Source organism: Methylophaga sp. UBA2012 (genome assembly GCF_002335235.1).
Lineage (GTDB): Bacteria > Pseudomonadota > Gammaproteobacteria > Nitrosococcales > Methylophagaceae > Methylophaga > Methylophaga thalassica.
The window spans coordinates 90,095-111,201 of sequence record NZ_DDCG01000013.1; the positions used below are offsets into that span (position 1 = coordinate 90,095).

Annotated in this window: 19 protein-coding genes; 8 read left to right on the forward strand and 11 right to left on the reverse strand. The window is 43.8% G+C overall.

From position 1 onward, the window contains the following. Positions 1-19: 19 nt before the first annotated feature. On the reverse strand, positions 20-1,216 hold the full coding sequence (gene hmpA, locus B2248_RS10025) for an NO-inducible flavohemoprotein (protein ID WP_273182093.1): 1,197 nt from the start codon (positions 1,214-1,216) through the stop codon (positions 20-22). 189 nt (positions 1,217-1,405) lie between these two features. Between hmpA and norR the strand changes: the two genes are divergently transcribed. Beyond that, entirely contained in the window at positions 1,406-2,986 is a 1,581-nt protein-coding gene (gene norR / locus B2248_RS10030; protein WP_273182096.1) for a nitric oxide reductase transcriptional regulator NorR, read from the forward strand. Between the two features lie 82 nt (positions 2,987-3,068). Here the strand turns inward: norR and B2248_RS10035 are convergent, their stop codons facing one another. The 5 genes from B2248_RS10035 to B2248_RS10055 all read right to left on the reverse strand — a co-directional run bounded on the left by B2248_RS10035 (position 3,069) and on the right by B2248_RS10055 (position 7,368). Next, a complete protein-coding gene (locus B2248_RS10035) occupies positions 3,069-3,845 on the reverse strand; it encodes a hypothetical protein (RefSeq protein ID WP_273182099.1) in 777 nt (258 codons plus the stop codon). Positions 3,846-3,910: 65 nt separating this feature from the next. Further along, positions 3,911-4,741, reverse strand: coding sequence for a nucleotide-binding protein (locus B2248_RS10040; RefSeq protein ID WP_273182101.1), 831 nt, complete (start codon positions 4,739-4,741; stop codon positions 3,911-3,913). A gap of 47 nt (positions 4,742-4,788) precedes the next feature. After that, positions 4,789-5,709 (reverse strand): hypothetical protein, encoded by a 921-nt coding sequence (locus B2248_RS10045; protein WP_273182103.1) that lies wholly within the window; start codon positions 5,707-5,709, stop codon positions 4,789-4,791. A 92-nt stretch (positions 5,710-5,801) separates the two neighbouring features. Next, positions 5,802-6,617 (reverse strand): hypothetical protein, encoded by an 816-nt coding sequence (locus B2248_RS10050; protein ID WP_273182105.1) that lies wholly within the window; start codon positions 6,615-6,617, stop codon positions 5,802-5,804. A gap of 94 nt (positions 6,618-6,711) precedes the next feature. Next, positions 6,712-7,368 carry a hypothetical protein gene (locus tag B2248_RS10055; RefSeq protein WP_273182108.1) on the reverse strand — a complete coding sequence of 219 codons (657 nt, stop codon included), beginning with the start codon at positions 7,366-7,368 and terminating at the stop codon, positions 6,712-6,714. Between the two features lie 637 nt (positions 7,369-8,005). Between B2248_RS10055 and B2248_RS10060 the strand changes: the two genes are divergently transcribed. The 6 genes from B2248_RS10060 to dbpA all read left to right on the forward strand — a co-directional run bounded on the left by B2248_RS10060 (position 8,006) and on the right by dbpA (position 14,029). Further along, positions 8,006-8,794: a TOBE domain-containing protein gene (locus B2248_RS10060; RefSeq protein WP_273182110.1), complete on the forward strand. Its 789-nt coding sequence runs from the start codon at positions 8,006-8,008 to the stop codon at positions 8,792-8,794. 14 nt (positions 8,795-8,808) lie between these two features. Further along, positions 8,809-9,564: a molybdate ABC transporter substrate-binding protein gene (gene modA / locus B2248_RS10065; RefSeq protein WP_273182113.1), complete on the forward strand. Its 756-nt coding sequence runs from the start codon at positions 8,809-8,811 to the stop codon at positions 9,562-9,564. A gap of 22 nt (positions 9,565-9,586) precedes the next feature. Further along, positions 9,587-10,264: a molybdate ABC transporter permease subunit gene (gene modB / locus B2248_RS10070; RefSeq protein WP_273182116.1), complete on the forward strand. Its 678-nt coding sequence runs from the start codon at positions 9,587-9,589 to the stop codon at positions 10,262-10,264. Continuing rightward, positions 10,261-11,337: a molybdenum ABC transporter ATP-binding protein gene (gene modC / locus B2248_RS10075; RefSeq protein WP_273182119.1), complete on the forward strand. Its 1,077-nt coding sequence runs from the start codon at positions 10,261-10,263 to the stop codon at positions 11,335-11,337. The genes modB and modC overlap by 4 nt, the downstream gene beginning before the upstream one ends. Positions 11,338-11,522: 185 nt before the next feature. Continuing rightward, positions 11,523-12,437, forward strand: a complete 915-nt coding sequence (draG, locus tag B2248_RS10080) for an ADP-ribosyl-[dinitrogen reductase] hydrolase (RefSeq protein WP_273182121.1) — start codon at positions 11,523-11,525, stop codon at positions 12,435-12,437. 209 nt (positions 12,438-12,646) lie between these two features. Next, positions 12,647-14,029: an ATP-dependent RNA helicase DbpA gene (gene dbpA / locus B2248_RS10085; RefSeq protein WP_273182124.1), complete on the forward strand. Its 1,383-nt coding sequence runs from the start codon at positions 12,647-12,649 to the stop codon at positions 14,027-14,029. Positions 14,030-14,040: 11 nt separating this feature from the next. On the opposite strand, the gene B2248_RS10090 is transcribed toward dbpA, so the two are convergent. Together B2248_RS10090 and B2248_RS10095 are read right to left on the reverse strand one after the other, a co-directional pair. Then, a complete protein-coding gene (locus B2248_RS10090) occupies positions 14,041-14,715 on the reverse strand; it encodes a class I SAM-dependent methyltransferase (protein WP_273182126.1) in 675 nt (224 codons plus the stop codon). Between the two features lie 105 nt (positions 14,716-14,820). After that, entirely contained in the window at positions 14,821-16,572 is a 1,752-nt protein-coding gene (locus B2248_RS10095) for a pyrroloquinoline quinone-dependent dehydrogenase (protein WP_273182128.1), read from the reverse strand. Positions 16,573-16,679: 107 nt separating this feature from the next. Here B2248_RS10095 and B2248_RS10100 point away from each other — a divergent pair, with 107 nt between their 5' ends. Further along, entirely contained in the window at positions 16,680-17,066 is a 387-nt protein-coding gene (locus B2248_RS10100) for an acyl-CoA thioesterase (protein WP_007145660.1), read from the forward strand. Between the two features lie 65 nt (positions 17,067-17,131). Here B2248_RS10100 and B2248_RS10105 read toward each other — a convergent pair whose 3' ends face one another. From B2248_RS10105 to fdhF, 3 genes are read right to left on the reverse strand one after another with little or no spacing between them, the layout of a single operon-like run. Then, positions 17,132-17,386: a formate dehydrogenase subunit delta gene (locus tag B2248_RS10105; protein ID WP_273182131.1), complete on the reverse strand. Its 255-nt coding sequence runs from the start codon at positions 17,384-17,386 to the stop codon at positions 17,132-17,134. Between the two features lie 13 nt (positions 17,387-17,399). Continuing rightward, on the reverse strand, positions 17,400-18,230 hold the full coding sequence (fdhD, locus tag B2248_RS10110; protein WP_273182133.1) for a formate dehydrogenase accessory sulfurtransferase FdhD: 831 nt from the start codon (positions 18,228-18,230) through the stop codon (positions 17,400-17,402). Then, positions 18,230-21,106 carry a formate dehydrogenase subunit alpha gene (gene fdhF / locus B2248_RS10115; RefSeq protein ID WP_273182136.1) on the reverse strand — a complete coding sequence of 959 codons (2,877 nt, stop codon included), beginning with the start codon at positions 21,104-21,106 and terminating at the stop codon, positions 18,230-18,232. Before fdhF ends, fdhD begins: the two co-directional genes overlap by 1 nt. Between the last annotated feature and the right edge of the window lies 1 nt (position 21,107).

Below are 21,107 nucleotides of genomic sequence, written 5' to 3' on the forward strand. Positions count from 1 at the left end.
GCTCAGCTGTTGCTTGGGGTTAAATAATGTCGTCATGCGGGCCGAATGTTTCAAAATGGATGCGTTCTGATGGCACACCATTAACATGCAATTGCAAACGCACAAAACGCATAAACTCCAGTGGCCCACATAGATATACCTCGACATTATTAAAATCGACTTTGTCTCTGAGCAGGTTGATATCCATCAAACCCGTATGAATATCTTCTGAGACATTCGTTTCTTCGCTATACCAATAAAAATCATGCAGATTCGTGTGACTCTGTTTCAACGCCGCCAAACGCTGTTTAAATGAATGTTGCTTAGCATTTTTACAGGTGTGTAAAAAGAAGATATCGTGCTGATAAGCTTCATCACTGACTAAGGTCTCCAGCATAGACATCATTGGCGTTAACCCAACACCGCCAGAAATCAACATCACCGGTCGGCTAGGATTGGTTAAAAAGAAAGCGCCCGCCGGTGGCATTAATTCAACTGTGTCCCCCACTTCAACCGCATCATGCAGATGATTAGACACCATACCTTTTATAGGAGAACGCTCACGCTTCACACTAATGCGATAATGATCAGGGTGATATTTATCTGAAAGTGAATATTGGCGAATCTCAATATGCTCGGCATTATCTGGTTTCACTCTGACGGCAAGATACTGTCCCGGCTGATACTGCCTGATCGGCTGGCCATCCACCGGTTCAAAAATAAAACTGGTCACTAACTCAGACTCTTTGATTTTATCTTTCACCCGAAACGCTCTGGGTCCGGTCCAGCCACCCTGCTCTTCTCTGCTAGTTTGATAAAGCGCTTTTTCACGGTCGATTAATACGGTAGCCAATAACTGATAGGCTTTTATCCAGGCTTCAGCCACATCGTCGGTGAACTCATCGGGTGCTAACTCCCGTAAGGTTTCAATCAGGTGATGACCGACAATCTGATATTGCTCAGGCTGAATATCAAAGCTGGTGTGTTTCTGCGCGATGCGTTCGACCAACTCGCCCAGTTCACCCAGGTTATCAATGTATTTGGCATAAGACGCCACCGCACTAAACAATGCAAATTGCTGACGACCGCTTTTTTGATTACTCAGATTAAAGATATCTTTTAACTCTGGATTGGCAGTAAACATACGCTGATAAAAATGATCAGTGACCGCTGTGCCTGCTCCTTCCAGTAAAGGGATGGTGCTTTTTACTATTTCAATAGTGCGTGTATCTAACATGTTGTCCTCGCTGTGCTGTTTTTATGTATTACTACCCACACATTGCAGAAGCTATGCCAGATAGGCCTACTTATATAATTCAATTACTTAGTCAGATATACTTCATCAACTGTGTCGTTTTGACCTATAGAAAATTAAGTCATATAGACCTATTCATGTTTTTATAACCTGATTAAAAAGAACAGCATAATGTCATTAAACAGCCATCACCTTTTAGTAGAAGTCGCCCTTGATTTAGCCAATAGTTTGAATACCGGAGATCGGTTTGATCGTCTGTTAGGTTCAATACGAAAAGCCATTGCCTGTGACGCAGTGGTGTTACTTGGCTTTCGTGATGGCATGCTGACACCGCTGGCTATGCAGGGCTTATCGTCAGACGTATTAGGCAGACGCTTTTTACTTGCAGAGCACCCGAGGTTGCAACGCATTTGTGACTCGAACAAACCTCTGTTATTTGCTAATGACTGTGACTTACCAGACCCCTATGATGGCTTGCTGGTATCTCAACTAGGTAACTTACCGATTCATTCCTGTATGGGATTACCACTTTATTCAGATAATCAGCTTATTGGTGTTGTCACTTTAGATAGCTTTAAACCACATGCTTTTGATGATATTGAATTAAAAACGCTGGAATTAATCACGGCCTTATCCGCTGCTACCTTAAAAACAGCACTGGAGTTCAAGAAGCTGGAACTCAGTGCCCATCATGCTCAGGAAGTCGTCAAAGAGTTAACCCAAGAAGCCTTGTTAAAAGACGGCGGCGAGATTATTGGGCAAAGCCCGGTCATGCAGACGCTGAAAAACAATATCGAGCTGGTGTCTGGCTCCAATTTTACGGTGCTGATTACTGGCGAAACCGGCGTCGGCAAAGAACTGGTGGCCAGAAAAATACATCAACTGTCAGAACGTAAAACGGCACCACTGGTGTATTTGAACTGTGCTTCTCTGCCAGAGTCGCTGGTTGAAAGTGAGTTATTCGGCCACACCAAAGGTGCATTTACCGGTGCAGATAAAGCACGTGCTGGTAAATTTCAACTGGCTAATGGCGGCACGCTTTTTCTAGATGAAGTGGGTGAATTACCGCTCAGCACACAAAGTAAATTATTACGGGTGTTGCAGTCGGGCGAGATTCAACCAGTCGGTCAAGATAAAGTCGAACATGTGGACGTTCGTATTATTGCTGCCACCAATAGGAATCTGGAAAAAGAAGTCGAGAATGAACAGTTCCGTTCCGACCTTTATCATCGTCTGATGGTGTACCCCATTCAGCTTCCTAGCCTGAAAGAGCGTGGAGAGGATGTATTGCTTTTGGCCGGATATTTTCTTGAACGCATCAGTCGCCAATTGAATATCCGCCAGCTTCGATTAACCTCAGAAGCCAACACCAGCCTGCTCAATTATTCCTGGCCTGGCAATGTACGTGAACTGGAACATGTAATCAGCCGAGCAGCGTTAAGAGCAAAAGCTAGTTCACCTTATCAGGAGATTGTGTCACTCACATCAGAGTTACTTGAAATTACAGCTGATAAACCTGTATCGAGCTTAACTGAGCTGGATACCAATCCAGCTAACAGCCAGCCCAATATGAGTTTAAAAGCAGCGACGGAAGCCTTTCAGAAAAGAGTCATCGCCCACACATTACAACAAGCCGATGGTAACTGGGCACATGCAGCAAAACAGTTGCATATGGATCGTTCAAACCTTATCCGCATGGCGAAACGGCTTAACATCAACGTTCAAAAAAATACGCAGATAACGTTTAACTGACTCGATATAAGCGCACGGGAAAAGGGGCAGACTTATTTTCCAACTCATTCTCAGGTTTCAAATGTTCTGACTCTATTGATTTCTATGCAAGTTGGATAGGCTTAAAGTCGCTCGCCTTATTAGAAATTACTTTATTAAATCTATTTGCTAACCAAGTGTACTTTAAACGGACATTTATATTTTTATTTCTTAACCCTGATTCAATCAAATTTCTCCAGCAGTCAATGTTAACTCGTGTCTCGAAGTGTACGTTTTGTTGGTTAGCATGAATTTTTGACATCCAAAATGGATCAATATAAGGAGAATCACTATCATCCTCTGCCACAAGTTGATACTTTCTTATTTTTATAATCTCTCTGTCTTCATCCGAGTTCGCACGCTCAAAATAATCAAGGGTCGTGTTGTCTATAACGACAACTGGAGGAGAGCCAGTCTTGTCTTTTGATACAGCGTCAACAATTGCTGGACCAAATATTGTATTGCCGGAATGGTAGAGGTTACCTGTCGTAATGCCCCCTCGGAGGAGAAAGCCGTGAGCGCAAATCCCGTTCTGAATGCGCGCAGCGGCCTCAAATAACCACATTGCGTCAATGTTCGAGGCACGAGTTGAGATAATAATACTGTCTGAACAGTAAATAACTTCTGGATTTACGATGTAATTCAGATTTTGGCACGAAGTTTCTTCAATATCAGCTTCGTCAATTTGCTTTGATGCTTCACTTATCAACTCATCAAGTTGACGAAAAAGTCGGAAGCATCTATCCACCTCGAAGAATTCACTTTGCGAGTAATTTGAGAAGCCGAGAAGATCGCAGTAAAGAACATGTCTAAGTTCAAACTCAGCTTTTTCGCTAATCATTTAACGAAACCTCTGTATGCCAACGTCGCGTTCACCGGCTTATCCGATACAATGCTTTGTTAGCCTTAAATTAGCTTATTCATATCTATTTTATAGCCGGATTGCTTCATCTCTTTTGCCAGCTGAAACTGCCAAGCCGATCCTTCATCAAGACTAATATAGACAACTCCACTAATATCGTTTGGAAGCTCTAAACTGCCGTCAACTAGAGCAGAGACATTTGTACGACCGAGCTTACCGATAAGATAGCCATGCTCAAAAACCACATTTTGTCGCGCGCGAACATTCAAATAATCGGCTTCTGATTTAACGTTGCCAACATCATCAGGGGTGTATAATACAATCGCGAACCCAACATCTGAATAATGCTCGATTTTTTCAATTATCGTTCTACCTGAACTAGCTTTCTCATGAAGGATTATTGCTTCAAAGCCTAACTTCTCAACAAATCTAGCGGCTTTATTTTGAGCACTTTCATCATGTCCATGAACAATAAACACCCTACATAGTTCACCTTCTTTGTTTTTCTGAACACTACTTTTGGTTTCAGCAAGGGCTTTCCTATAACCAATTGCACCTTCAATAAAATCATCAGTCACATCAGTAGCCCTTCCAATAGCTTGATGTGTATAAGATGGCCCGCCAATAAAAGCAACTGATGATGCCCGATCCTCAGCTTTAATCTGAGGAATTAATGACTCGATTGTTTTTTCACTCTTTGAGATTTTGATTCGCTCAAGATCATCAGGCTGAACAGTTTTACCATTTATAACTATTGGCATCCCTTGCTCGTAAGGCTCAACAAACCTTGAAATCAGCTGTTCTTTAGTGAGATCTGTTTTGTACTCACCATAGTATTTATCTGATTTCGGTTTAATTATTACATGATAAAACATGATGACTCCTTAAAGAGGCTAACGCCCCGTTACAGGCCCTGTTATAATCACAATGATTCATAATAGACAATCAACTCCTTACAAAACTTTTTCCCTGCCTTCGCAGCGCCAAATTGACCTAACTTCTTTTTGAGCTCCATCATATGATTACCCAATTTGGTTGAGTCATTTGGTGCTTTTTGGTTTAGCTCAGGACGTAAACTATGGTAGAAGTGTAAAGCTTGGTATTCTCCTATATGATTTTGCAGAAGTTGCTTATCTAGAGATCTTGCAACCCCAAATATGAGCTTTTGATATTTGAGTGTATTTTCGCGACTAAGTCTATCCATAGACTGAATATCTATAACATTGTGCCTTCGGCTTTCTTCTATATCCCGCCCAAAAGCGTGACCAACGTTGTTTCTGAGTTTCCTAATTTTCTCTAATCTTGAAATATTGTCTGTGAGAATATTGGGCACAGAGCCAAATATTTTGGAAAAAGCGCAGACTCGACTACTCCAATCACCTTTGACACAAGAAACCAACTTATCCTCAAAGTCGAACGGCTGGGATCGTCCATATTTGACGATTTCAATTCCGTCTATTCTTTTGCTAGTCCCAAATAGAACACCGACGTCAGATTCAAGAGCTAATTGGATGACAGTTGACATATAGGTTTCAAGGTTTGAACTCATTGCCATAACAGAATTCAAGTTGATCCAGTTGTCGAATTGATTGTATGAATCTGACCAAGATTTAACGTTGTCGAAATTATTTACTTTGGTGTCGTCTAGAAATTCGAAGATGGTGCTGGCAGGGTCGCTCCATTCCGCTAGTTGGCCAAGCTTATTGTACGTAAACGCATGTGCAGCGATGTGCGATATGTACATCCTGCTTAGCTCTTTATTGTACTTTTGAAATACTTGAAAGCTCCAAGTCGACACCTCCCTGGACTTCCATCTTTCAAACCCAACCTCACTTCTTGGCAACGGAAACTCCTAAATGAATGTAACGCTAGCCGAAACCGGCACATTTGTAGTAAGCGCAGCGAACGAAAATTACGTCCGAGGTTACAGCATTGTTAGGGCTGAGCCGCATCTATCACTACCTTCACTTTTTCTATAGCTTCTTTTATCTGAAAATTTGCAGCACTTTCAATAATGGATTTTGCTTGGATATCGACACCTAAGTTTAACGCTATGTAGTCGAAAAAGGGGATTAGAAGAAGTATGAAGACTGAGAGTTCGATGCCCCAGCGAACAACCCCAGCTAATGGATACAAAACTGGGATGGACGTAGCAAGTCCTCTCATTAGCCTGCGCTTAAATTTTGAATTATGATCCAGGTATTGGGTTAAACCCACTGCTAGAGTGATAATTGAACTCCATACATACTCGACTATCGAAAAAACGATATGGATACCGTGATGAAGTATCCACAAGACGACAAAAATGATAAGTAGACTTTGCAAAAGTGGAAATTGTTGGCTCTTGCTGTCGAGCTCATCTAACTCTTGAACAGCTTGTTTAATTTTTGGCAGAGCCTCTTCAATTTGCTTTTGATAATCCTCTACACTTTTGGTTTTATTATCAGCCAACTCATTGAGCATTTTCTCAATCTCAACGCGAGTTTTGACTTCTTCAGTTAATATTTTCTGGGTTTCGGCAACAGACTTTATTGTATCCTGATCGGATTGTTCGGCTTGGTTAAACTGCAGCATAATTGCAATCACAATAGCCGGAATACCCAATATTTTAGTAATTGTTGTCCATATAGATTCATCAAACTTTCCAGTAGCCTTTTTCTCGCTCAGTTCGGTTTTTTCGATAGAGATTCCTAGCCTATCTATTTTGTTATTTATTTTCTCTAATGCTAAGAGAGTACTTTCGTCAGTCATTGTTTACTTCCATACTAAACTCTAACGCTCTAGCTTTGCGGCGAACCTGAGCGTAGCGTAGGTGCGTCCGACAACAGCCGCTGGTTAGACATATCTATTCTGGCTCCATTCTCGAGCCTCTATAACGCTGCATTGCGCCCGCGTTCTGGATGTCAGTTTCACGACGGAAAACTAAGACCAAAGCATCCGATTGATCATATAAATTTGTCATGCCAACCAAGGCCCACCCATTAGTAGACCACTGTTTCAAAACTTCAGATATTGCGTCATAAACCTCATTGGCGTTCCGTTCAAATACCGTGTTCAAAAGATACTCATAGTGGGCTGGTGACGAAGACTGACTTTCTAATAGTCTATTAATCTTGCTATTTTCATCGCCCAATATCTTCGATATATCGTCTATTTTGCTCTGGATGTTGTTGACCGTTTCATTGATATCTCTTCCAGCCAGCTTAGCGTTGTCACCAAATTCAGAGCCGCCAGCATCAAAGCTAGACCCAGCGCCGTTCGCGTTCTTTTCTGTAACGCTATTGGCGCCAAACAAATAACCAGCAATAGTACCAAGTATTCCAAGAGCCGCATTTAGATCGTTAGCTTTTGCGAGGGAAATGATGGAGGCCAGCAATGCAATGAGAACTATGCCTACTGCTCGCAGATTTACAGGGCCAAAACCACCCTTCATTTTGTAAAAAACGCCTATAAGAGTACCGGCGCCAATTGCGGATATAATCCAAAGCGTTTGCTGTTCCATGAAACTACCTATGTGTCTAACAGTGTCTTTCATGAAGCCTGTGGCTTCATAACAAATATTAAAGAAGTCGCTTCATAATTCCATTTTAAAATTTCTAAGCATTTGATTAAAAAAGAAACGACGATTAATTTTTTTGAGAAATAGATCCAAAAAGTTGGAATGGGTTGGAAAAATAGAGCCAAGTTATTATTCTCTTGGAAATGAATATTTCTCAGAGAAAAAGCGATATTCATATTGAAGCATCCATTTCTTTGTCCCTTTAAATCCTTTACGAGCGAATGGTTTAGCGACATTACAATCTATTGATATTTATAAAATATTTCATAGTTTTAACTTTTAATCAACATTCAATAACGTTGGATGATAAAAATCTGATACTAACTCACTTAACCTAAGCAATAACCATTTTTTCAAACACTTCAAATTCCATCCATTGAAGGAAGGCTTCCCGTTCCAGCTTGCTGATAATGTATTAGTCATTACTCTCTGCGCTATTGTAGAGAACCACATCATTTTTAATTCTCTCATTTTTGAACCAATTACAAATCATGCGATGCATTAAAGCTGAGATTGTAGTGTTGCTTATACCGATATATAGTTATACATACTATCGGTATTTAGAGACAATAAAAACCAAATGACCGAACAACATGCAGACACTACAACCGATTTATTCAGTCGTGGTCGTAAATACGATCACATGGCTTTACTTGAGCAGATTGATGTCACAGGCTCAATTCGCGCCGCTGCCACAGCATTAGGTATGACTTATAAAACGGCCTGGGATGCAGTCGAAGCCATTAACAATATGACTGAGAGACCTTTGGTGGAAAGACGCAAAGGGGGTCGTGATGGAGGTGGAGCCAAATTGACTGATCATGGCCGTCGATTGGTTAGCACATATCGTCGGCTTGATGAGGAACGTGAACGTGTTCTGCAGCAATTAAATAACGTGGTAGATGACTTTGATGCTTATTATCAGCTCATCAGGAGATTTGACTTGAAAACCAGTGCTCGTAATCAGTTTCTTGGCAAAGTAAAAACGATCAAGCAAGGCGAAATATCTAACGAAGTAATTTTGGATATCGGCGGTGATGATGAAATTGTCGCCAATATCACCACCGACAGTCTAGAGCATCTTGAGCTGAAACAAGGTACAGAAGCCTACGCGATGATTAAGGCTTCGTGGGTGATTCTGACCTTAGAGCATCAGCTAAAAACCAGTGCTCGCAATAAACTCACGGGCAAAGTCGCACGCTGCCATGAAGGTGCTATCAATACAGAAGTGATTATTGAACTCAAGGGTGGCAAAACACTGGCTGCCACTATTACCAATGACAGTGCTCATGAATTGGACCTTAAACTGGAGACACAAATCACGGCGTTAATTAAAGCATCCAACGTGATCCTTGCTGTAGCGAATTAAAACTGAGACTTCACATGACGACATTACAAAAACTGCTCACCACCCTTTTCTGTTTATTTGCCATCAGCAACGTTCAAGCGCAAACCGTCATGGTGGCGGTGGCTGCTAATTTCACCGAGCCGATGCAGGAAATTGCGGCTGCCTTTGATAAAGAGACGGGAAATAACACGGTATTGTCTTTTGCCTCATCCGGTAAGTTCTTTGCCCAGATAAAAAATGGTGCTCCGTTTGATGTGTTTCTTTCTGCCGATACGGCTAAGCCATTAGCACTGGAAGAGGCAGAACTGAGCGTTCAAGGCAGTCGCTTTACCTATGCTCAGGGCGGATTGATTCTGTGGTCACCCAAAGCGGGTTTTGTGGATAGTCAAAGTCCAGATGTGTTAAAAACCGATCAGTTCAAACATCTGTCTTTAGCTAATCCTAAGCTTGCACCTTATGGCAAAGCCGCAGTCGAGACATTAAATAATCTTGGTGTTTATGATGATGTCGCCAACAAAATCGTGATGGGAGAAAACATTGCCCAAGCCTATCAATTTGTTGCTACACATAATGCTCAACTGGGTTTTGTGGCTTTGTCACAAGTGATGAAACAAGGCAAGCTAAGTTCAGGCTCGGGCTGGATTGTGCCTAAAGATCTCTATTCACCGATTCGTCAGGATGCCGTATTACTTAAGAAAGCAAAAGATAATGACGCAGCCAAAGCGTTACTTGATTTTCTTCAATCAGATAAGGCACTGGCAATCATTGAGTCCTATGGTTATTCACATTGAGCATGGATCAACATAAAGCATCATGTTTAGCGACGCGAATCTAGCTGCCATCTTACTCACAGCAAAACTGGCCAGTATTGTGACCGTTTTGCTGTTACTCATTAGCACACCTATCGCCTGGTGGCTGGCTCGTACCCGTTGTCGAGCTAAAGTCGCTATCGAGGCATTGGTGGCGATGCCGATTGTTTTACCGCCATCGGTTATTGGCTTTTATTTATTAGTCGCTATGGGCCCTGAAGGTCCAGTGGGGCAATTGACTCAGGCGCTTGGTTTGGGCACCTTACCTTTTACCTTTAGCGGGCTGGTGATCGCGTCTATTTTTTATTCCCTGCCTTTTGTCGTGCAACCGATACAGCTAGCTTTTGAAAATATTAATGAGCATTATCTGGAAGCGGCTGCCACGCTAGGTTCCAGTCCCTTAGATCGATTTCTCACTATTGCCTTACCGCTTGCAGTACCCGGATTTCTAACCGGTGGCATTCTAGGCTTTGCTCATACTGTCGGTGAGTTTGGTGTGGTGTTAATGATTGGCGGCAATATTCCTGACGTGACGCGGGTTGTCTCTGTGCAGATTTATGACTATGTCGAGGCCTTAGAATATGACCAGGCATGGGAACTATCGGCGATTATGATTGCGTTTTCTTTTATTACCTTGTTATTGCTGTATCTATTTAACCCCAATAAAAGAAAAACCGCATGAGCAAGTCTGGCATCGAAACCTGCTTTTATCTTCAACATCCTGGCTTTACGCTGGATATTGATCTGACCATTCCTGCTCAAGGCGTCACCGCTTTGTTTGGGCCGTCGGGTTCGGGAAAATCCACCATCCTACGTTGTATTGCCGGTCTGGAAAAAGCCAAGGGCAAATTCGTCTTTGATGGCAACGTCTGGCAGGATGACAACACCTTTATTCCTCCCCACCAGCGTCCGATTGCCTATGTATTTCAGGAGTCGGCTTTATTCCCTCATCTCAGTGTGATGGCCAATTTGAACTATGCCTTTAAACGCAGAAAACAAAACAACCATGAATTTTCACTGGATAAAGCCATTGAGTTATTAGGCATTGCACACTTGCTTGACCGCAAACCGGCCAAATTATCCGGTGGTGAAAAACAACGGGTTGCCATAGCACGCAGTCTGGCGGTGAACCCCAAACTCTTATTAATGGATGAACCATTAGCGGCACTGGATGTAGCCAGAAAACGTGAGTTTTTGCCTTTTTTAGAAAAGCTGCATGACACACTGAAAATGCCGGTGATTTATGTGAGTCACTCCCCCACTGAAGTGGCGCGATTAGCCGATCATATCGTGTTACTGAAAGAAGGTCGGGTTGAAGCTACTGGTCCGCTGAATCAAACACTGTCTCGACTGGATTTATCGTCACAAATGGATGAGCAAGCTAGCGTCATCATTGAAGCCAGGATTGAACAACTTCAGTCTGAATGGCACCTTGCTGAGGCTGCGTTTGAGGGTGGCAGCATGTGGGTTAGAGATATGAATTTTGTTATCGGCAGTCAGGTGCGTCTGCAAGTGCTGGCACGGGATGTCAGTCTCACCCTATCTCCTGATAAAGACTCCAGTATTGCCAATACAATCGAGGCCATCATCGAAGAAGTCGGCGCTGGTGATCATCCAGCCATCTTATTAGTGAGACTTAAGATCGGCGCTAATTTTCTACTTTGCCGACTTACCTCACGCTCATTTCATCATCTCGGCGTTTCTGTCGGTGATAAAGTCTGGGCGCAAATTAAATCCGCTGCCATCATCGAATAACCGCATTTCTTCTAGCTCGTTCCAGCCTTTTCCCATACATCATCATCCATGTCTGTCATTTGAATAGAACGACAGGCATTTCATCATCTTCATGATCAGGATCAATGTCGCGATACATTCCCAGCTTTATTATTGGCGGCAGTTTTTTGGAATACCCGACAAATGGATAATAAGGCTCAATAAAGATGAATTCAGATGCAACGATAACAGCATCTTCTCTCTATGATCGTGCTTTAGGCGCTTATCTTGGTTTTGCTTGTGGTGATGCACTCGGCGCCACCTTGGAATTTATGACACCAGAACAGATTCAGGCAAGCTTTGGTGTTCACAAAGATATTACCGGCGGTGGCTGGTTAGGATTGCCAAAAGGTCACGTGACTGATGCGACCGAGATGACGCTCACACTCAGTCAGGCCATTATTGATGCTCAAGGCTGGGATATTAAAGTCGCCGCTGATTACTTTGTGGTCTGGTTAAGCAAACATCCGACCGATATCAGCGAAGCAGTCCTTCGGGGAATTCGTCGCTATAAAAATACCGGTGAGATCATAGCCCCTTATGATGAACATGACGCTGGTAATGGCGCCTGTAGCCGAATATTACCTTTGGCTTTGATCTGTCTATATCGAGATGATGAGTTTGAACACTGGCTTTGTGAACAAAATCATTTTACTCACCACAACAGCTTATCTGACCGAGCCAGCCAGATGCTGGGATATCTGATAAAGCATTTAATTCGGCAAGAAACTGATTTGGCTGAACACACCATTTCTGAGTTCACTGAAAAAGAGCCCTTGTTTACTTTCTCACCCTACCCTGGTCATAGCTCTGGCTATATCGTGGATACCATGCAAACCGTGCTGCATTTTTTTCATACGACCGATGGCCTGGAATCCTGTGTGATTAAGACGGTCAATATGGGCGGTGATGCCAATACGGTGGGTGCTCTCGCCGGTATGCTGGCTGGCGCGAAATATGGCGTGGATGCTATTCCCGAGCGGTGGCTGAAACAACTTGATCCGGATGTTTATCAACAGATAAAAAGTCAGACAACCACCTTACTTTCATTAGCAGAAAAACTCGCCGAACAAGATCAATAAGATCTTTCTGCTGTGATGACGAAGTGTTATGTCGCTTTGCCGGGATGAGCAAGGTATAATTCTTTCCTATATTCAAAGGACTACTAGCTCCCTGAGTTTATCTCTCTCCCATTAAGAAGTTCAGTCTTGATTGCGGAACAACGCTAAGTCTTATTTTCATATCCTCTGAACAGCCATCACGCATGCACGTGATTATTAATTGAGTTCCTATGTCAGATACTGCTTTTTCATCCCTCCCCTTATCTCAGCCGCAACTGGATGCCTTAACCTCATTAGGTTATGACAGCATGACAGCCATTCAGGCAGAAACATTACCCTGGTTATTAAAAGGCCGTGATGTGGTCGCCCAGGCGAAAACCGGCAGTGGTAAAACGGCGGCGTTTGGAATCAGCGTATTAAATAGCATCAACCCGCGTTTCTTTGGGGTGCAAGCGTTAATCTTAAGTCCGACCCGCGAGCTGGCAGAACAAATCACCAGCGAATTACGCAAGCTCGCGCGTTTAATGCCGAACATCAAAGTCACCACCTTATGCGGTGGTAAACCCATCGGCCCACAAATTGCGTCACTAGAACATGGCACACATATCGTCGTGGGCACGCCGGGTCGGGTAAATGACTTACATAGCAAAAACTGTTTAAAGTTAGATCAACTGAAAGTGCTGGTTCTCGATGAAGCGGATCGTATGTTGGATATGGGCTTTGCTGAAGTGATTCACCACATCATTGATCAAACACCAGAATCGCGTCAGACCGCTCTGTTCTCTGCCACCTATCCTGATACGATTCAGCAGATGAGTGAATCCATCCAAAAGTCACCCGTATCAGTTAAGGTTATCTCTGAACATAAGCAAGATGTCATCGAGCAACTGTTTTTTGATGTGAATAAAAATGAACGTGATCAGGCGTTAATCAAGCTGATTCAACACTATAAACCGAATAATGCTGTTATCTTCTGTCATACCAAAAAGCAGTGTGATGAAGTGGCGCAGTGGTTATCCAGTCAACAAATACAAGCGGCCGCTATTCATGGCGATCTTGAACAACGGGATCGTGATCAGGCACTGATTCGTTTTGCCAATAACAGTTGCCCGGTATTGGTCGCTACCGATGTTGCTGCCAGAGGCCTGGATATCGCCGCTCTGGAAATGGTCATTAACTATGAATTACCACGCGATCCGGAAGTGTATGTGCATCGTATCGGCCGTACCGGTCGTGCCGGTGAAAAAGGCATGGCGATCAGTATCGTCACACCAGCTGATGCGCCTCGGGTTGTTGCCATTGAAAACTATGTCTACGAGCCAGTTCATTATGGCAATTTATCCAAGCTAAAGACCGATTCAGGTTTCACGCTGCAAGGCAAGATGACCACCATCCAGCTGGATAGTGGTCGTAAAAATAAAATACGGCCTGGTGATATTTTAGGTGCCTTAACTGGCGATGCGGGTTTAAACGGTCAGCAAATAGGCAAGATTGATATTCGCGATATGTCCAGCTACGTGGCCGTTGAACACAGTGCCCTTAGGCAAGCAATGAATTACTTAGCCAAAGGCAAAGTGAAGGGCCGATCTGTTCGAGCCAGACAAATTCGTTAACTGATTGCTTGTTATCGCTTTTCGAGCACGTAAGTACGCCACATCGCATATTTGGGTAAAAAGTCGATGGCCGCTTTTACTTCAAAACCACTTTGGCGAAACTCATTTTCAATGGTGTGCTGATTAATCACAAAACGGTTTTGGTACTCTCTTGCGTGGCGTTTTTTCTCCAGCTTTTTACGACGCCAGGCTTTAAAGTTACCATCCACCCATAACGAAATAATCACGGTTTTTTGCGTTACCCGATGAAACTCTTTCAGCAGTGTTAAGCGATCTTGTGCATCACCAATATGGTGAATAAGACGAATACAGAAAATATTTTCTACAAAATTATCTGGCACATCCAGGCTGAACGCCGATGCCTGAAATGCTTCTACCCGTTGTGTGATTGCCTTGTCACGATACCGCATGCCAGTGTTTATCATGTCCTGGCTATAATCACTGGCAAAGATCTGGCGTTGAGGATTTTCACATAATAAAGACCAGAATCGACCTGTACCACATGGCACATCTAATACCGTTTTTGGGTCACCCGCGAGCTTAAGTGCTTGTCTGGCCACTTGATGATCACGCCAGTTAGATAATTGACGCCATAAGCCATCCTGATGTTTTTCAAAATAAGCTTTCGCATGTGTATCATCATATTTACCTGAAAACTCAAGCGTTGTTTTAATATCTGTGGTCATCTCATCACCTGCTTTTTTAAACTGAGGCTGAGTATGGTTAACAAATATTAAAAAAGACTTAACCGGTTTTTAATATTGCAACGTGGCGTTAACTTAAGTGAGACATTAATCCTTTAATGCCCATACTTTCATATAATCACCTGTTTTATAGCCGAATAATTTATTGCCACCACTGGCAACAGCAATATACTGCTTTCCTTCAATCTCATAACTGATTGGTGGCGCATTCACACCGGCTTCTGAGTGACCTTGCCATAACAGCTCACCTGAGGCCGCATCAAAGGCTAATAATCGACCATCCCCTTCACCTGTAAAGACAAGACCGGCAGCCGTGCTAAGCACGCCGCCTAATAATGGATTTGGGGTTTTATATTGCCAAACAATTTGGCCAGTATTGATATCGATCGCCGTTAATAGCCCATAGTGCTCAACATCATTCATGAGTGACATAGAAGAATATTTCACCCCTGACTCACCATCGCCGGTCCCCATTTGATGCAGGCGATAATTAATTGGCCAGTGAATACCCGCGATAAAAGCCAGTCCACGTTGTTGATCAACAGAAATAGGTGACCAGTTCGAGCCGCCAAGTACCCCCGGGTAGATAACCGTACCCTCTTCACTAGGCAGTTTGAACATATTCTGTTGCGGCACATAGGCTTCGCTTCGAAATAACAGTTTGCCGGTGTTACGGTTTAACACATAAAACCAGCCTGTTTTTCCCGCCTGCCCTAGTGCTTTGATCTGTTTGCCATCAATATCCACAGTGAATAATGCCGGAGGGCTGGCCACATCATATCCCCATAGATCATGGGGGACTTGCTGGAAATACCACTTTACTTTGCCACTCATGGCATCTAATGCGACGATAGAAGATGTGTAGAGATTATCACCAGGTCGTGACGAGTCTTCCATCTGTGGCGATGGATTCCCGGTGCCAAAAAATAGTGTATCGGTATCCTCATCTATTGCAGGCGTACTCCAGGCTGAGCCACCGCCATAACGCCAGGCATCAGGATATTCTGCTAACACCGCTTTTTCTTTTTCGATATCTCTGGGTAAGGCTTCACCACCCGGTGTAGTTGTCACGAACTGGCCTTCCCAATTGTGTTCTGGAATGGTATCGAACTGCCATAAGGGTGTTCCGGTTTCAGCATCATAGGCAGCAAGAAACCCTCTCCGTCCATACTCACCGGCGATACCCACCACAGCACCCAAAGGTGCATTAACGTCAGGAGAGTCGATATGTAAGCCATAACCAACACCTGTAATGCCAATAATGACCTGGCCTTTGTACACCATGGGTGCCATGTTGATACCGGCGCCTGATTTACCCGATACTTTTCCTTCAGCCTCGTCCCCCAGCGTAGCGATATCCTCCTGAATACCACTCTCACCTAGAGTGACATCTCTATCCCAGGCTAGCTTGCCTGTTTGTCGATCCAAAGCAATCAACCGACCGTCTACTGTGCCCATATACACATGATAATCATCAACAGCGACACCTCGATTCGCCGGACCACAACACATCTCACGGGATGTGATTCGCTCATGATAATAACGCCATAACTGTCGCCCCGTTTTGGCATCTAATGCCACCACGTCATTAAAGGGTAGAGACAAGTACATCACCTTATCTTTGACAATAGGCGTTGCTTGAAAAGTGGCTTTAATACCGCTTTGATATTGCCACGCAGGCTGTAAATTCTGGATGGTATCTTGATTAATTTGTGTCAGCGGTGAATGCCTTTGATGCCATTGGTTACCACCAAATACAGGCCATTGATTTTCATCAGCATTGGCCTGCACATTTAATATACTGAAAACAACGATGATACAAAGCTGTCTTAATTTCATCATCCGCTCCACTTATTCTGCTTGATAAAATCACTATACATGAGAAGTCTCTGTATTTTTTGTTATAACAAAGACACGATAAATCTATTTTCAGTTAAGGATTCGTAATGGAGTTACCACAAGATAAACATGCCGTTTTACGGATTATGGCCAGACCGAGTGATGTGAATATCGCTGGTGATATTTTTGGTGGTTGGTTAATGTCGCAATGTGATATTGCCGGTGGTATTTATGCCAGTCGTCTTGCCGGCGGCCGGGTTGTCACTGTCGCCGTCAATAATTTTCAGTTTATTGCGCCCGTGTTGGTGGCTGATATTGTCAGTATTTATGTCGATACGATACGGATTGGCACAACCTCTATCACTGTGAAAGTAACGGTATTAATTGAACGCCGTGATGGAAAAAATGAAACGACAATGAAAGTAGCAGAAGCTGACATTGTCTATGTTCATATTGATGAAAACCGCCAGCCAGCCGCTATTACACAAGAATAAGAGCGATACATAAAATATAAGGCCTTAGCGGCCTTATATTTGTTGCTTATGTTGAGAATAAGTGGTTAAACAGCTTGCTTCGCGGCAGCGGCTTCTTGCATATCACTTTTAACTTGCTCTGCTGCTTCTTTCGCAATCGGATCAAGCTCAGCACCACCTGCATCAAGATATTCCACTAAATCTTCTTTCATTTTTCTGGCCCAAAAGCGCTTGATATGACTGGCAATACGTTCCGCTGCCTCTTTATCTTCATAAGCGCGATTATTTGCCGCGATTTGGTTAATCATTTTGATCAATGTTTCAACCGGACTATGACTCATTTTGTTACTTTCCTTACATTGCCCCGAGGGCTTTTTCGTGATCATGTTGAGTAAACGGATCGTGATAAATGACGTGACGACCAGAACGGGCAAAGCCAACCAGCTTCAGACCCACATGCTGTGCTTGTTCAATCGCTAAAGATGTGGGGGCAGACACTGCCACAAGACAGCCAAAACCAGCGCTGGCTGTTTTCTGTACCATTTCATAGCTGGCACGACTGGTGACTAAAACAAAACCGTCGTGTGGCGATAATCCGGCTTTAACGTGAGCACCGATAAGTTTATCCAGTGCATTATGTCTGCCGACATCTTCTCTTGTCAGGACGATATTACCTTCAAGATCACACCAGGCGGCTGCATGGGTCGCCCCTGTCAGTTGCTGAAGCTGTTGGTATTGCTTGATATTATTCAAGGCTGTCTGGATAACATCATCCGCAACTTGCACCGACTGAACGGGTTTAATCGGGCGAATAGCCTGTTTAAGTGATTCAACACCACATAAACCACAGCCAGTTCGGCCAACTAAACTGCGTCGACGCTCACGTAATGCATCAAACTTTTCATCAGCAATCATCAATCGGACACTGATGCCATTACTATTCGACTGCACATGAATATGGCTAACCTGTTCGGCATTATCCACAATATCTTCAGTCAAACTAAACCCCAGAGCAAAGTCAGCTAAATCTGCCGGTGTCGCCATCATCACCGCATGAGAAATCGTGTTGTAAACCAGTGCAACAGGTATTTCAACAGCAATGTCGTCATGCTGATATTGGGTAGCCGATTCATTGTGATGAACGGCTACCTCAACATCAACTGTCGTTTTATCAACGCTTGTCATTACTCAGCTTCTACCTCTGAGTGAGCCGTGTCTGCTGCCCCTTTCAGTAGTTTCATCTGCAACGCTTCAAATGATTTGAAGTTTTGCTGCCACTCTGAAGGTTGGCTGACTCGTTCAACCTGAACGGCTGTGACTTTATACTCAGGACAGTTGGTCGCCCAGTCAGAGTTATCAGTCGTAATAACGTTGGCACCGCTACCAGGATGATGGAATGTGGTGTAAACCACGCCCGGCAGGACTTTATCGGTAATGCGAGCACGCAATACCGTTTGTCCGGCTCGACTGGTAATACCTAACCAGTCATTCTCTTTAATACCCCGTACTTCAGCATCAGATGGATGAATATCCAATACGTCCTCATTATGCCAGGCCTGATTCTCAGTACGACGTGTTTGAGCACCGACGTTGTATTGAGACAGGATACGTCCAGTTGTGAGTAATAATGGGAAACGACTATTAGTACGTTCATCCGTCGCCACGTATTCAGTGACACTGAAACGACCCTTACCAATCGGGAAATCATCCACATGCATGGTAGGCATACCCACTGGATTTTCATCGTTACATGGCCATTGAATACTGCCCAGCTCGTCAAGACGATCATAGTTAACACCGGTAAAGGTAGGTGTCAGCGAGGCAATTTCATCCATAATTTCTGATGGATGGTTGTAATGCATTGGATAACCCAGAGCATTCGATAAATCGACTGTAATTTCCCAGTCTTCCTTACCGGCTAATGCTGGCATCACTTTACGTACACGGTTGATACGACGCTCCGCATTCGTAAAGGTACCGTTTTTCTCCAGGAATGAAGACCCCGGTAATAACACATGAGCAAACTTGGCTGTTTCATTCAGGAACAGATCCTGAACAATCAAACATTCTAATGAACGCAGTGCTTTTTCCACATGCTGTGTGCCTGGATCTGACTGAGCAATATCCTCACCCTGAACATATAAGGCTTTAAATTCACCAGCAATCGCTGAATCAAACATATTCGGGATACGCAGACCTGGCTCATTATCCAGTTTCACACCCCAGACTGATTCAAAGTGTGCACGCGCAGTATCATCTGAAACGTGTTGATAGCCTGGCAATTCATGTGGGAATGAGCCCATATCGCATGAACCCTGCACATTATTCTGACCACGAAGTGGGTTCACGCCCACACCTTCGCGACCGATATTACCGGTTGCCATCGCCAGGTTAGCAATACCCATGACCATGGTTGAACCTTGACTATGTTCGGTCACACCCAGACCGTAGTAAATCGCGCCGTTCTTCGCTGTCGCATAAGTTCTGGCCGCTTGACGTACTTTGTCGGCGGCGACACCGGTTGTGGCTTCAACGGCTTCTGGTGAATGACGTTCATCACGAATGAACTCACGCCATTTTTCATAACTTTCCATATCACAGCGTTTTTCCACAAAGGCTCTGTCTTCCAGGCCTTCTGTCACTACGACGTGTGCAATAGCATTAACCAGCGCCACATTAGAACCTGGGCGTAAAGCTAAATGTTGTGCTTTTTTCAAATGCGGAGTTTTCAACAGATCAATATGACGTGGATCCGCCACAATCAAGTCGGCTCCTTCACGCAGACGACGACGCATCATTGAACCAAATACCGGATGCGCATCCGTTGGGTTAGCACCGATAACCATGATGACATCAGATTTCATTACAGAATCGAAGTTCTGCGTACCCGCTGATTCACCCATGGTCACTTTCAGACCATAACCCGTTGGTGAGTGACAAACGCGTGCACAGGTATCCGTGTTGTTATTACCAAATGCCGCACGGACTAATTTTTGAACCAAATAACTTTCTTCGTTAGTACAACGTGATGAGGTGATACCACCGACACTTTCACGACCGTATTTAGCTTGAATACCTTTCAGACGTGTTGCTGCGAAATTAATCGCTTCTTCCCAGCTAACTTCTTGCCAAGGATCGGTAATCGACTCACGAATCATCGGTGCTTTGATACGATCTTTATGCGTGGCATAACCAAAGGCAAAACGACCTTTCACACAAGAATGACCGTGGTTTGCGTCGCCGCCTTTATAAGGCACCATACGCACCACTTTGTCGCCTTTCATTTCAGCTTTAAATGAGCAACCTACACCACAATAGGCACAGGTGGTGACAACACTGTGCTCAGGTTGGCCCATTTCAATGATGCTTTTTTCCATCAGTGTGGAAGTTGGGCATGCTTGTACACACGCACCACAAGACACACACTCTGAATCCATAAAGTCTTCATCTTGACCCGCCGCGACTTTCGAATCAAAACCACGACCATCAATGGTTAATGCAAAGGTACCCTGCACTTCTTCACAGGCACGTACACAACGGGAACAAACAATACATTTACTTGGATCAAAACTGAAATACGGGTTGGAATTATCTTTTTCACTATCCAGATGATTTTCACCTTGATAGCCATAACGCACTTCACGCAACCCTACATCACCAGCCATATCCTGTAGTTCACAGTTACCGTTAGCAGGGCAAGTCAAACAATCAAGGGGATGGTCTGAGATGTACAGCTCCATCACATTCCTGCGTAATTTCGCAAGTTTGCTGTTTTGCGTGGTGACTTTCATGCCTTCATCAACTGTTGTTGTACATGAAGCTGGGTAGCCACGCCGTCCTTCAATTTGTACAGCGCATAAACGACAGGAACCAAAGGATTCCAGGTTGTCGGTGGCACATAATTTTGGAATATTGATATTCGCTAACGATGCAGCACGCATTACTGACGTGCCTTCAGGCACTGTGATTTCTACACCGTCAATTTCTACAGTCACTAACTTCTCAGATACACGAGCTGGTGTACCGTAGTCTTTATTTGGATTAAATGTTTCAATTCTCATG